Below are 14,419 nucleotides of genomic sequence, written 5' to 3'. Positions count from 1 at the left end.
GAGTTTATCTTATTCAATTTCAATAATTCAAGAGGGTCAACATTTTCATTCCATATCTTTTTCCAAGTTCTCTATATCCTGCAGCAGAAAAGTGCAATCCATCATCTACAGCTTCACAGTCTTCAGAAGAAATCACATGCGCTTGAGGAATTACTGTTGGTAATGTTTGAATGATTGGATTCATGCTTGCACACTTTCCTCCTTCATCCTCACTGACCATTTCTCCTGCAAGAAGAGGAAGTGCATCCGGATCCATACCCAAATCAGAAAGAATAGTATCATAGACTCCTTTGACTTTTTGAGGCCATGATTGATCCCCTGTATTTGATTCTCCTTGGTGTAGAAGAATTCCTTTGATCACACCATCTTTTTGGGCAATTTTTGCAAGTTCGATTAGTCTGCTGTAAGGGTCTCCATCATATTTTTTCACGGTATTTTGGAGCCAGTCCGGTGAAGAGGCCACGTATGATTGATGATTTCCTTTATCAAAAAGCTCTATTTTCGATCCTCCTACAGATACATTGATTATTCCAACTTTGATGTTTTTTGGTAAGTGCTCTGTCAATGTCCTGCCAAAATAATCCGCTGGACTCAATCCTGTATCACATCTTGTAATTGGAGCGACTGCAGGGTACCACTGCCCTTTTTTTCTACCAAGATTCTCACAATCCACAGCTTGCAAGACCTTGAATCGTTCATCTTCAACAGTATCTTGTTCCTCAAACTTTGCAAAACCTTCCATATTGGACTGTCCAAAACTCAGAAAAATGTAGAAGTTTTCATCTTGGGCAAACGTATTAATCGCAAAACTCATGAAGAAAGTGATTGCTAAAGCTTTAATTTGGTATAGTTTCATAGTGATTTATTTTGGCTACTTTTTTAAAGAAATGACATATTCCTTTCCTTTGACAGTTTGGAGATCGTATTCATAAATCGGTTTCAGGTTGGTAGTTCCAAGCTGACTTTGATCTTTGATTAATGCAGGTTTGATTTCTGGAGTTTGGTAAAAAGGATTTGAATTGATATCCTCGACAGTAGAAAGTCCCTTTCCTTCCAAGGGATAGTAGGATCTGATTCTACAAACACCTCCCAAATTTGATAGAATAGATACTTTTTCTGGCTTCGCATTTTTCCAATCAACTGAAACCTCAAATCCTCCTCTGGCTCGAAGTCCACAAACAGATCCATTTTCCCAAGCATCAGGAAGGGCTGGCAATATGTGTATTGCTCCGTCATGACTTTGGACTAACATTTCTGCGATTCCAGCAGTACATCCAAAATTTCCATCAATCTGAAATGGAGGATGCGAGTCAAATAGATTGGGGTATGTTCCTCCACGCTCCTTACCATCAGGAAGGATTGCTGGGCTCAATTGATCCTTGATCAGTTTATAAGCATGATTCCCATCTAAAAATCTTGCCCAAAGATTGACTTTCCAACCCATTGACCATCCTGTGGATTCATCTCCTCTGGCGAGCAAAGAAGTCTTCGCTGCCCCAAAAAGCTCGGGAGTTCTGTAGGGAGAAATTTGGTTAGAAGGATACAAGCCATACAAGTGGGAAACATGTCGGTGGTTGTCTTGTGGATTATCCCAATCTCCCATCCATTCTTGAAGCTGTCCCCATTTTCCAATTTGCATAGGAGGAAGCATGGACAGTTTTTCTTTCATTTCATTGATCAAATCATCCTCATCTCCTAAAATCTCAGCTGCTCTAATCGTCTTCGTAAATAGATCAAAAACCAATTGATTGTCCATCGTATTACCAGCAGCTACAGCTGAATTATGAAATTGGTAAGGAATATTTTCAGGTGAAACAGATGGAGAAACCACCCAAAAACCTGTTTGAGGATCTTTTACCAAAAAATCTAAAAAGAAGGTGGCTGCTTCTTTAGCAACAGGATATACTGATTTCAAATACTTCTCATCTCCGGAAAAGTCATATTTCTCAAACAAATGTTGAGAAACCCAAGCTCCTCCCAATGGCCACATACCAGCTGCTGCAAAATCAATTGGGCCAGTTACTCTCCATAAATCCGTGTTGTGATGCAAAACCCAACCTCTAGCGCCGTACATATTTCGGGCAGTTTGCTGACCTGATTCTGACAGGTCTTTTGCCATTTGGATAAATGGCTCGTGCAACTCGGAGAGATTGGTGATCTCAGCAGGCCAATAGTTCATTTCCGCATTGATGTTAACGGTATATTTACTGTCCCAGGCGGGGTTCATTTGATGATTCCAGATTCCTTGAAGGTTTGCAGGCTGACCACCTGGTCTCGAAGCGGCAATCAATAAATATCTTCCAAATTGAAAATATAAAGCTGCTAAGTGGGCATCATTCCCTTCAGCAAACTGGGCGATTCTTTTATCTGTGGGTAAATTAACAGCATCAGATTTCCCTAGATCTAATTGAACTCGATCAAATAAATTGCGATAATCTGTTACATGCTTTTTATAAATCCTTTCAAAATCATTTTCGATTGCTTTTTCTAATAATGAAGTGGATTTTTCAGATGCGTCTGCAGATATGTCTTTATAATTAACAAAATTCGTGGCGATAGAAATATAAATTGTGACCTCGTCAGCTTCAGAGATAATAATCTCTTTGTTCTCTGATTTAATACTTCCATTCTTATTGACAAACTTCACATTTGCCTGAAATTTAACTGCTCCTTTGATCCCTTCATGATCACTTGAAATTCCTGACATAATCAATTGATCTTCCCCTGTTGTAGTGATTTCAAAAGGTCCAGGTCGATCCATTGTTGCGGAAAAACTGATAGATTTGGGTTTATCAGCTGTAATTTTTGCGACAATAACCTGATCAGGAAAAGAAGAGATTATCTTGGTTGAAAAATTTACTCCGGATTTCTTGAAACGATTACTGACAACAGCATACTCCAAATCCAGCTCTCTGTAGTAATTCTCTACCTCACTTTCATCTTGATATTTTAGTTTTAGATTTCCTATAGTCTGATAAGGCATCCCGTGTGGGCCTCCAAAAAAATTTTGATCTATCGTATCTTGAGCTTGCACATATTCGCCATCAAAAATCAACTTTCTTACTCCCTCAAGTGCTTTTAATGCATTTGGATTGTCATTTCTATAGGGATGTCCCGCATAAAAAGTGTTTTCATTCAATTGGATAACCTCTTCCTGAGGATTTCCAAAAACCATTGCACCCAAGCGACCGTTTCCTATTGGCAAAGCCTCAACCCACTGTTGCGCAGGTCTATCATACCAAAGCTTCATATCGGGATCGATCTCCACTTTCTTTTCTTGACAAGAAAATAGTGGGAATATAAGAAAGGTTATAAATAGAAGTGGACTAATAAATTTCTTTATCCAACAAGCTGTTTGTCCATTTATCTTTTTGGTAATCAATTTGATTTGCTATTTAAATACACCTTACATTTTCTTAAAAGAAATCCAGTCAACTTCTACATTTCCAGTTCCATTGAAAACAAGAAAAAGATCATGAATGCCTGAAATTTCTGATTCTAATATGGCCTTGTGCTCATCCCATTTTTGAGCTTCGCTGATATCTATCGTTGTGATTAATTTACCATTCCCACTTCCAAGTCTAAATTCAAGATGCCCATTTGCCTCTTTTGCATTGATTTTAGCTAGAAGTACATTTGGTTCATCATTTCCAAAATCAACTTGATTGTATCTTACCCAAGAGCCATTTTTATCAAAGACTGACTTCCATCCCAAAAATGGATTAGATTCATCAATGAATTCAATATCATATCCTTCATTGCTTTTGGCACTGTATCGATCCAATTTAATTTTATCATTTGCTGCTGTCAGGCCTATGCCTCTCAATGTTGGTGTAATTTTTTTGATCAGCCCATTTTCATCAAAAAACAGACTATCTGCCATTACTGACCTATTTTTGTCAAAGTCTGGAGAATAATCATTGTGATGATAAAAGAAGTACCATTGATTCTTAAATTTTACTACTGATTGATGATTGGTCCAACAGTTTGTCGGAGATTCGTCCATGATGACTCCTTGATAAGTAAATGGACCTAGAGGATTGTTGGCGGTGGCATATTCTATTCTCTCTGTATTATTGGCTACATGGGGATAAGTCATGTAATAAATCCCATTCCGCTCAAAAAGAAAAGGGCCTTCTTTTAAGCCTTCATCAGGAAATTGTGATAACACGACAGGTTCAGACTCTAACTCTTTCATGTTAGCACTTAGCTTTGCACCATAAAAATGATGCTGAGACCAATACAAATAAGCTTGTCCATCTTTGTCAATAAAGACATTTGGATCAATACCGTTGACTTTAGCGATAGGAAGTTTCTCTGGAACATAAGGTCCATCAGGTGAATCTGCAACAGCAACACCTATTTTGAAACTTGATCCATTTATTTCGGGATTATGACCTTGTAAGTGATGACCATTTGCTTTGCTTGGGAAATAGAAATAATATTTTCCATCTTTTTCAATTCCGTCTGGAGCCCAAATGCTAAAAGATTCTGAATCCGCCCAAGGAACTTGATATTGACTTAAAATCATTCCGTGATCTTCCCAATCAGTAAGATTTGAAGTAGAAAAAACATGATAGTCTTCCATACAAAACCAATTTGGTCTGCCTTGAGTAGAATCACATTTAATATCATGTGAAGCAAAAATAAAGAGCTTATCACCTATTACTCTAGCTGTTGGGTCTGCTGTAAATTGATCTCTAATCAATGGATTTTGACCAAAACTTATTTCCGAGATAAACAAAAATAGCAGACAGATTAAACTGTAAGGTTTTATTGAAAGCTTTTTGTTATAAATGCGTCTTTTCATTTTCAATTAGAATTTTATTTGATCATTGATTTTGAAAAAATCGAAATCTGCATGACCTCCCGGTTGTACAGTTGAATAATAAAACATCCCAAACCTGTATCCCATAAAATGTGGAAGTGTATATTTCATTTGAAGGATATCACCTAGCTGACTCCAATTCTTACCATTATCTAAACTGTAATAGAATTTTGCTTGATCTTTTCTCTCTTTAAAATCACAGACTGCCCTGAGCAATATTGAATTTCCAGTAAATGATAAAGACTCAATTTCCTTTTCAACTGAATCTTCAGCACGACTCATTAATAATTCTTTCTTCCCGTCATGAACCCGAACTCCTATCAATCCATAATCTTTCTGAAGTAAAGAAAGTCCAGCAAAATCTCCTTCTTTCATGCCAGCCAAATCAAGTTTGATCGTCCCCATACTTTCTGGACCAAAAGTCCTTTGGGTAAGCATATTCCTAGCTTGAAGAATGTCATGATCAATTCTATCTGTCTTTAGTCGCAGAAAACCCTTTTTTCTATCAATAGACCAAAGTTCAGCCGCTGGGTTGTGATTCCACTGCCATACTAATGGAAGGTCAGGTTCTCCTTTTTTTCTCTTAAAATCATCAGATGCTACGATTCCTGGCATCAGACCTTTGCTTTTGGGCAGATCAAGTTCCATGGGAACTTTACCATCTTCACCTAATACAGGCCAGTCATTTTCCCAAGTCAATGGAACCAAATATGGTATTCTTCCTACAGCTCCATTATCTCTAAAAAGATATGCAAACCAATTTCCATCAGGAGTATCAATCAAGCCACCTTGCGCAACACCTTTGTCTTGCAGTGCAACTCTTCCTTCATAAGGTCCATTGATATTATTAGCTTTGTGAATAATCACTGTCCGCATTCCACCTCTCGGCCAAGCTATATTGAAAAGGTAATATTTATTATTTGCCTTGAAGAGTTGAGCGCCTTCGGCTGGAAGTCCAACATTGCTCCCAGCTGGTTCTGTGGCATTTTGAATCAGTACTTTTTCTGAATTTGGCTTGATTCCGGATAAGTCACTTTCTAATTCGACCATTTTGATCGTTCCTGCACCCCAAATCATGTAAATTTTATCTTCTTCAAAAAACAAAGTATGATCATGCAATGAAGGACTGAATTCAATTGATTTCCAAGGACCATTTTCTATATCCTCGGTAGAAAAAATATAAGTTTTGCCAGTATTTCCAGAAAAGGTACTTACATAATAATATCCATTATGAAATCTAAGGCTACTAGCCCAAGAACCTTTACCATACATTTGTTTCCCATTTTCCAGCGTCAGATCATCTGAAACACCCAGCGTTTCATATGCATAACTTACAATTTCCCAATTCACCAAATCTTTGGATTTCATGATGGGAACACCGGGATTCATATGCATTGTGGTACTACTCATGTAGTAAGTATCACCTTCCCTAATGATCGAAATATCGGGAACATCGGCATGGATGATGGGATTGATGGCTTTTTGACCAAAAACCGAATGGCAAAAGAAAGCGATAAATAAAAATATAATGGATAATGTCTTTGAATGCTGGTTCATTTTTCAACTGGATTAATAGAATCTCCATACACTATAAATTGTATATGGAGATCCATTAGGTTCAATAGGTTTGTTCGGTGTTTTTATTTTAATATTAAACTTCAACTGTTATTTATAACTTATCCATAGTTTAAATCTTGGTCCTTGGATCCTTGGTTTATGTCCTGAAAACCAATTAAACCTTGGAAGATTATATCAGTAAATTTTGTCTATTGAGACACAGGCCAAGGGTAGATTCTAATGGCCTGTAAAGACACAGACCATGGAAAATCCCATCAATACTTTGCAGCCAATTCCATAATCTCACTGACCACACTTTTTGGAGTATTGTCTCTGTTGAAAAGCAAAGGATAATCTGTTCTTCCCCTTACTGGCCAACCGTTTTTCCAAGAGTCACCATCGTTGATTCCCCAAAGCGTCACTCTAGAGATTTTGTCATGGTGGTCCAAGAAAAGTTTGAAGAATGCCAAGTAACGGTCATCAAACTGTTTCTGCACATCCTCAGGCAATCCTTCGGTGTAAGGATTGAGGCTTTGCTGGTATTCTACATTGGTAGCTACATCAGCTCCCATATCTCTTCTTGGAGAAGGCAAAACAGTGAGATCCAATTCCGTAATCATCACATTTACTCCTAGTTCAGAAAAGGCTAGAATACTTTTTTCAAATTCCTGAATTGTAGGGTATTCCAATCCAATATGTCCTTGCATACCAATCCCATCAATTTTGACACCTTGAGACTGAAGCTCTTTTACCATTTTGACTACTCCCTCACGTTTGCCAGAGTTTGCCATTGAGTAATCATTGTAGTAAAGTTCAGCCTCTGGATCTGCTTCATGAGCATATTGGAATGCGAGTTTTATAAAATCTTTACCAAGGATTTTGTAAAATTTACTTTCTCTCCACGATCCATCATCCAAAATTGCTTCATTGACGACATCCCATCCTTTCACTTGACCTTTGTATCTTCCCACCACTGTTTTGATGTGTATTTCCATTCTCTTTGCAAGAACTTCCGCACTTACATCTTTTCCTTCATCATCAACAAAGAACCATCTTGGGGCTTGAGAGTGCCATATCAAAGTATGCCCGACAATATGGAAATTGTGCTTCTTACCAAATTCAATAAATTTATCTGCCTCAGAAAATTTAAATTCCCCTTCTCTAACCTGAATCATACCACTTTTCATGACATTTTCAGCTACAATTGAATTGAAATGAGTTCCAAGGACATTGATTGCTTCTTTATCTCGTTCATGAATATGATGACTTCCCATAGCAGCACCAACATGAAACTTGCCTGCAAAAGCATCCTTTAATGTAACCACTGGATTTTTATCTGATTTCACTACACAACCTAGTCCAATCAATATCACGAGGAAGAGTGAAAACCCAATTCTGATTTTATCTCTTTGATTCATTTTCATTTTTTACTGGGTTTTATAAGGTTTGATATATAATATTTTTAACATTGACTTTCAGTTAAATCAATCGCAAATCTCTTTCACAAAAGCATATTCCTTGAACCATTTATGGACTGGGTAAGCACAAGCTTCTGGATCTCCTCCATAAGCAAGATCTCCATCAAGATGTCCATCATGAATTAAATTTTCAGGAGAAAGAAGGTTCCAACTCACATTTCCAGATTCATCTGCTAGCATTTTGAAATTTGCTCCAAAACCCCATGAACCTGCTGTACCTGTGACTCCACCTTTTCCCCATACCCCATATTGCTCAGGTCCCCAATCTATTTCAGTAATAGCGATTGGAGCAATATCAGCTACTGGTTTGATGTGTGTATTCCAATTTCTTCTGAATGTGATCGGATCATTGTTTTGTTGTCCCCAATAGCCTGGATAGATATGTACTGCATAGCCATAATTGTTGTCTTCTATGGGGAAATCAGGAAATCCACGATAATGTGATTGATAGCCTGAACCTGGAATCCAAAGGATGTTTTCAGCACCATTCTCTCGAATCACATCTACCATAGGTTGAAAAAATAGCTTCAATGCCTCAAAATGTGCAGGAGTATCGCTCCCATACACTCCATTGGTTCCTAAAATATGAATTGGCTCATTTGCCAACTCAAACATTACATGTGCTTTGTTTTTGAGTTCAGAATGATTAGAAAGGTGGTCCCAGATCTTCATTAAATATTCAAAATATTCATCCCCTACCGCAATCTGATGCGGCGCAACTCCTGGTGGACGAAGAATCACATACATTCCACGCGTCTTTGCGTGATCTACTAATGGAACAATGACATCATTAACAGCTGTCATAAACCTATCAAAACTAAATCTTGAAATATCATTTTCAGGAATAGGGTCTCCAGGTGTATTACTCCAGTAAGGATCTATGTGAAGTCTAACCATATTGAGATACCAACCTTCTTCATCATTAGTAAGCTTGTCCATCACTCCTTTATTGTAATTGAGACAGCCTTCTATATCGTAATTATTCCATCTCCAAACACCGACATGTCCTCCATTAAACCAAGGACTAGGTGTAATCGCCACTCCGTGTAAAAGCACTTCATTTCCACAAGGATCCACAAGTTGTCTTCCTTGAACTTTTAAAAGTGGAGTCGCAAGAGGCCAATCAACATTCATACTCTCTTGCTCGTCATCAATGATTGCTACTTCCTCATCGATAATTTGATCATCAACGTCCTCCATTGTATTACAACTAAATACAATGAACAAGAATAAAACCGTTGAAAATTTAAGAAGTCGCATGATTTATGAAATAGGTTTGAGAGTTTCTTTTAAGTGGATTAGATACTAGGTGGAGAAAATTTGGACAGTTTAATTCCTGAGAGCACAATTTTGCTTATGCCTCTAATTAGAATTAAATCTTTATGAAATCGAGTCTTATGCTAATTCAAATTGACTTGAAGTCGTATTGATGAAAATTAAAATCGAATTTCAAAATTGAAATAGTAGTAATTTTTGTATGCCTGAGAAATTAGACTAAGAAAATGGAAAGGTTGATTTTAGAGAGTTCATCAACCTTTCCATTTGTACAATTATTTATTGATCAAACCATTTGCAAAACCTGCATAAGAAGGCTTACGCTTCAGACTTGTATCCCAAAGACCTTGTCTCAAGCTGTTATCAGATTCGCTATCAATCGCACTTCCTAGTGTGATACCATATCTTTGAGAAGCGGGTACATGTTGTTCATAAAGGCCAACTACTTCTTCATAAATCTGAGCCTGTCTTTCTAACATAGTTTGTGTAGGTTGTGTCGTCATGAGACGCACTTCCAAACCAGAAATTCTGATTCGCTTCCCAGTAGCAGCTAACATTTGGAACATGGTAGCAATGTTTGATGTACTTGAATTCAAATTAAGCTGCATTCTCGTACCAATACCATCTACTTGAGCACCATTATTTTCCAAATAAGTCACATAATCGATTAGCCCTTGACATTTGTCTAGATTGGCTTCCAAACCACTTTCATTGATGAATAATATATCATCTGGATTTCCATTTTGACGAGCAAGTTGAAAAGCTTTCACTCCGTATTCTTTCCCAACATAATCTTGCCAATAAAACTCACCTCCACCTAAGGTTCTTCCAATTCCAGATCTTAATTCAGAAGGATTATTATCATCCATTGGTTGATCAATCACAGTTCTGGCTTTAATGTAAGTCTTTGTAGCGCTTACAACATCGGTCAACCAGCGCTCCATTTGTGAACTTATGATTGAATTCTTCTCTTGAGCTGTTTTCTCTACGATTGTCGTTGAACCTCCAGAGGCATTTGCATTGCTGAGGACAACTTTATCGATGTACACCGTCCCCGCAAATTCACCATAACTAAAAATCAATCTATCCCTATCATCTGCAGTAACAGTAGTATATACATTTACTAGTCTCCAATCTTGGGTTACGAATACTTGACCGAAACCATTTGAAGAATAGTCAGGACTTTGTAATTCTAGTCTTATCACCCCATCTGCTGTACCTTTTACCCAAAAACTCAAATTATAAGTCTCCCCATTTCTCACAGGCTCTGCAAGCTGATAAAGGGTTTGAACTTCCCAAAAACCACCAGTTGTAGAAGGGTTTGTTACAAAGAAAGCTCTTCCTTCACCCCCTACTCCTTGTCCATCTGGTGTAACTCCTCTTTCAGAATTGTTACCCCAGCCTCCCCATGCTTCTCCAGTTTCAAAATCTCCTCCATTGACTAAATTATTAACGATTGCATCGCCGTCAATATCATAAACATAGAGATTGTTGATGTCTAAGTAATAAGTCACAGATGGGTTGTAACCCGTTTCTAATTGGAATTTGAAAGAATCTCCTTCAAATGAATTAACTCTAAACCTGATCTCTTTCCAAGAAATACTTGTAGTGAAAGTTTCAGACGGGGTACCTGAAGCCGTCCAATCTAAAACCGGTTCATTTTCACTTAACCCTTCAAATGTAAATCTTGCTTCTCCAGGCCCATCAGATTTTATAAATGCTAAAACCTCGTAGGTTTTCCCAGGTATCACAGTAATATCTGGAGATTTGAAACTAACACTATTAGGAGCAGATACTGAAGCGCCAACTTCTAATTTCACTGCTGGCACTCCGTTGCCCATTCCCTCGGTAGCTTCAAGTGAAACTCCAGAACTCGCCGTCCAATCATTAAATTCACCTGATTTCAAACCATCTAAATTCAATTCATTCACAAAAGCAGGTGATTCTACAATCAATGGAGAAAGTAATCCATTGAGATAACCTGAATTCTGGTTTGTATAAGAAATTAAGGACGTCCCAAAGACATTTATATTCTTTTGTGCAGCTACTTCAAGAAAACTCTCGGCATTCACAAGATTAATAGATCCATCATTTTGAATCAGATCTTGATGAGACATACCTGTACTAGGGGTGAATTCATTAAAATTCATATTCACAAATCTATACTTCAATCCAGTTGAAGCATAATCTGTCAATGGCATAGCAACTCCTAATTTAAAATTAGGATAGCTTACTGTATCAAGTAAGGTTCTGAGAGGTGCATAGCTATCAATCTCTTCCTGCAAAGCAATACTCTCAGGTTTTTCAACATCAAATTCAAGAGGGTCTAAATCAGCACAAGCGGTAATCATACCCACAGAAAGCGCTAAGAGTCCAAATTTTTTAAATTTTTCCATACCAATTTTTCTTTAAATGTTAATTAACTATTTCAAAACTGGGTTAAAAGTTTCTAGTCCTACTCCTCTATTTCTGAGAACAAGCGTATCTACTGTTGTCATTCTAAATTGAGGATGATCGATTTCATATTGTAAGTAGACAGCATCTCTATCTTTATTTCCCCAACTTCTCTTTTCTCCTTTGGACACAAAAGACCCTGAACCTGTTGCTGTGACTCCTTCAGTAGCTGAGGAGATCGTACAATTCCCTTGAGCATCAAAATCCAAATAAAGATCAGTTGTGATATTCTGTCCACCAGCACCTTCTACAGTCAAAGGGAATCTAACTCGAGTCAAAGATTCAGTAAATAGGTCTTTCAATTCATCTTGTTCTACGTATTCACTTCTTCTAGTTATTTCTTGACTTAAGCCCTCGAAACCTGATTTGCCAGTGATGTTGTCTTTTCCTCTTCTTAAATAAATACCATGATATTCATTGATATACTTAATTGCATAAAGCACAAAATCCTTAGGAACTACATCCCAGTCTCCGATTACATGTGGGTTGGGATTAGGTAAAGTAGAACTACCCACAAGGATCGTATCTGCATTATCCACACTTGTGATTCTCAAAGGAACAACATAAGTGTTTTTAATAGCAGCCGGATCATTGAAGAAAGCACCAGTCAATTGAATCTCTACGCCTCCAATAATTTGACCTTGAGGAATGATTATTTCAGAAGCAGAAAGCTGAAAATATTCAGACGGCAAAGGCAAAATCTCATCGCCACCTTCCGAAAAAAGAAGGTTCTCCGTAAGTGATTCGTCAACTTCAATCCCCAGGCGGATCTGCTGTCTATTTTCATAAACACCACCTGTGGTCGCCATGACTCTGAATTTTCGTTCATTATCTAAGGTCGTGTCAAAGATGTCTTCACCAAGTGTAATCGTCCTTACAGGATATTGATGAGCAAAATACACTGATTGAAAGTCAAAATCAGGAAACTCCCAATCTTGGTTTACACAGGAAGAAACTCCTAAAACCAAGCATACAATTATTATTTTTAAACTATTTTTCATTTTCGAATTCTTTATTGATCAGCCATTTTCATAATCGATAGCATTTATTTTACCAACCCGTATTTTGACGTAAAGCACTATACTTTAATATCTCGCTCAATGGGATTGGACCATACTTCATATAAGAACCAAAAACTCTATTTTGAACATTAATAACTTGATAGCTATTATTTTGAATTCTCATTCCTCTTGCAGTCTCGTTTAGTTCTTCATTCCATCTTCTTAGATCCCAGAATCTAAATCCTTCAAAGCACAATTCGAGTCTTCTTTCGTTTCTAATCAGTTCTCTCATCGCATTTTGATCACTTTTAATGGATTCCAAATAGGCGTCTCCATTGCCCAAGCCAACTCCGGCTCTTTGTCTGATCGCTTTGATGACATCATAAGCTGAATAACTATTAGGACCTGTACCCATTGGCCCCCAAGCTTCATTTGCAGCTTCTGCATAGATCAAATAAATCTCTGTATATCTAATTCTAGGCATGATATGAATTTGCCCATTGACAGATACAGGGTTCAAATTAACATCCTGTCTAAGCAACTTTCTCATGTAATAGCCAGTTCTTGTAGATACTTCTACTCGGTTGATCCCGTCATTTGTACCTCCATCAGCAGCTGTATTGATTACTTGATTATTTGGACCAGCTGTGCGACCGTTGGAGATGATAAATTCATTGAGTCTAGGATCTCTGTTTGCATAAGGATTATTAGGATCATAATTACTCGAAGGATGAGTAAGAGGAAACCCATTAGCATCAGGAAAAGCATCGACTAAATTTTGAGTCGGGTTGAGTAAGCCATTACCAAATTGAGTTGGAGGAAAATGTGCTGCTTCCAAATTACTAGTTGGACCACCCAAAGAAGCTCTCCAAAGAATTTCGGATGGATTTACACCTCCACCAATATTATTGATTTCTCCAGCATTGGAATACCAAGTCAATCCAGTAGGTGACAAACCTGATACACCATTATTGAGATCAAGGACATCAGCTGCAAAGTTGGCTGCATCAGCCCAAGTTGTGGTATTTCCCTGACTGAATGCGGGACTTGCTGCCATCAAAGCGGCTTGTGCTTTGATCGCCATTGCAATTCTTCCACTCATAAGTTGTCTTGCATCTTCACCAAACACCCGATTATAATCATTTCTGTTTGCACCTAATGCTCTATACTTTTCGGGAACCATTGATTCATCTGGAATATTTTCATAATCCGTTGGCAATAATTCCAATGCTCTTTGAATATCCGCATACAATTGTTGCATAGAGGTCTCAAAAGTACTTCTAGGTACATTGAACTCAGAAGTCAAATCTTGTGGTTCATTTAGAATTTGAACACCAAGTAGTTCACCATCTGACATCCCACCATGTGATTGCAAGAGATGAAACATGAATAAGGCACGTAATCCATAAGCTTCTCCCTTAATTCTATCAGCAAACATTCTGTCCAATAAGCTATTATCAACAGTAAATGAAACTTGCTCAGCTATTTCGATCATGATATTCAAGTATTGAATTGCAGCTTTTGAGTTTGCCCATTGATTAAGTGGGTTGTTATCAGCTGCCCATTGACCGCCTGCCATATTGAAGAATGCATTGTTTTCATTGTTGCTCACAGCATCATCTGTGGCCATATCATTGAAACTCCATCCATTTCTAGGGATTCTAGCATACCCGTTGATAATTAATCCTTGGGCAAATCTTGGTTCATTATAGCTACTTTCTAAGTCTCTATTATTTTGTATGGCAGGTTCGAATAAATCAACGCAACCAGTTAATAAAGCTGAGAAGAAAGCCAAAACGAATATTATATTTCTATACTTTTTCATT

General features: G+C 37.6%; 9 protein-coding genes. All 9 read right to left on the bottom strand.

Features of this window, described 5'->3' with window-relative positions; genetic code table 11:
• Window positions 1–19: 19 nt before the first annotated feature.
• Window positions 20–856 (bottom strand): sialate O-acetylesterase, encoded by an 837-nt coding sequence (locus BELBA_RS10650; protein ID WP_014772698.1) that lies wholly within the window; start codon window positions 854–856, stop codon window positions 20–22.
• A gap of 15 nt (window positions 857–871) precedes the next feature.
• On the bottom strand, window positions 872–3,268 hold the full coding sequence (locus tag BELBA_RS10645) for a glycoside hydrolase family 95 protein (RefSeq protein WP_245531053.1): 2,397 nt from the start codon (window positions 3,266–3,268) through the stop codon (window positions 872–874).
• 138 nt (window positions 3,269–3,406) lie between these two features.
• Window positions 3,407–4,810 carry a family 43 glycosylhydrolase gene (locus tag BELBA_RS10640; RefSeq protein ID WP_014772696.1) on the bottom strand — a complete coding sequence of 468 codons (1,404 nt, stop codon included), beginning with the start codon at window positions 4,808–4,810 and terminating at the stop codon, window positions 3,407–3,409.
• Between the two features lie 6 nt (window positions 4,811–4,816).
• Window positions 4,817–6,385, bottom strand: a complete 1,569-nt coding sequence (locus tag BELBA_RS10635; RefSeq protein ID WP_014772695.1) for a glycoside hydrolase family 43 protein — start codon at window positions 6,383–6,385, stop codon at window positions 4,817–4,819.
• A 275-nt stretch (window positions 6,386–6,660) separates the two neighbouring features.
• Window positions 6,661–7,809 (bottom strand): endo-1,4-beta-xylanase, encoded by a 1,149-nt coding sequence (locus BELBA_RS10630; RefSeq protein ID WP_014772694.1) that lies wholly within the window; start codon window positions 7,807–7,809, stop codon window positions 6,661–6,663.
• Window positions 7,810–7,869: 60 nt separating this feature from the next.
• Window positions 7,870–9,063 (bottom strand): cellulase family glycosylhydrolase, encoded by a 1,194-nt coding sequence (locus BELBA_RS10625; protein ID WP_052307625.1) that lies wholly within the window; start codon window positions 9,061–9,063, stop codon window positions 7,870–7,872.
• A 350-nt stretch (window positions 9,064–9,413) separates the two neighbouring features.
• Entirely contained in the window at window positions 9,414–11,534 is a 2,121-nt protein-coding gene (locus BELBA_RS10620; protein WP_014772692.1) for an endo-1,4-beta-xylanase, read from the bottom strand.
• 27 nt (window positions 11,535–11,561) lie between these two features.
• A complete protein-coding gene (locus BELBA_RS10615; RefSeq protein ID WP_014772691.1) occupies window positions 11,562–12,593 on the bottom strand; it encodes a DUF5627 domain-containing protein in 1,032 nt (343 codons plus the stop codon).
• 49 nt (window positions 12,594–12,642) lie between these two features.
• Window positions 12,643–14,418: a RagB/SusD family nutrient uptake outer membrane protein gene (locus BELBA_RS10610; protein ID WP_014772690.1), complete on the bottom strand. Its 1,776-nt coding sequence runs from the start codon at window positions 14,416–14,418 to the stop codon at window positions 12,643–12,645.
• Window position 14,419: the final 1 nt, after the last annotated feature.

Source organism: Belliella baltica DSM 15883 (assembly GCF_000265405.1).
In the GTDB taxonomy this organism is placed as follows: Bacteria; Bacteroidota; Bacteroidia; order Cytophagales; family Cyclobacteriaceae; genus Belliella; species Belliella baltica.
Note: the sequence above shows the minus strand (reverse complement) of the source record. Positions and strands in the feature narration are given on the sequence as shown.

Bases quoted from the DNA above. Each gene is read 5' to 3' on its own strand.
- BELBA_RS10650 (WP_014772698.1), bottom strand. From the start codon at position 856: ATGAAACTATACCAAATTAAAGCTTTAGCAATCACTTTCTTCATGAGT.
- BELBA_RS10640 (WP_014772696.1), bottom strand. From the start codon at position 4,810: ATGAAAAGACGCATTTATAACAAAAAGCTTTCAATAAAACCTTACAGT.
- BELBA_RS10635 (WP_014772695.1), bottom strand. From the start codon at position 6,385: ATGAACCAGCATTCAAAGACATTATCCATTATATTTTTATTTATCGCT.
- BELBA_RS10630 (WP_014772694.1), bottom strand. From the start codon at position 7,809: ATGAAAATGAATCAAAGAGATAAAATCAGAATTGGGTTTTCACTCTTC.
- BELBA_RS10625 (WP_052307625.1), bottom strand. From the start codon at position 9,063: ATGGAGGACGTTGATGATCAAATTATCGATGAGGAAGTAGCAATCATT.
- BELBA_RS10620 (WP_014772692.1), bottom strand. From the start codon at position 11,534: ATGGAAAAATTTAAAAAATTTGGACTCTTAGCGCTTTCTGTGGGTATG.
- BELBA_RS10615 (WP_014772691.1), bottom strand. From the start codon at position 12,593: ATGAAAAATAGTTTAAAAATAATAATTGTATGCTTGGTTTTAGGAGTT.
- BELBA_RS10610 (WP_014772690.1), bottom strand. From the start codon at position 14,418: ATGAAAAAGTATAGAAATATAATATTCGTTTTGGCTTTCTTCTCAGCT.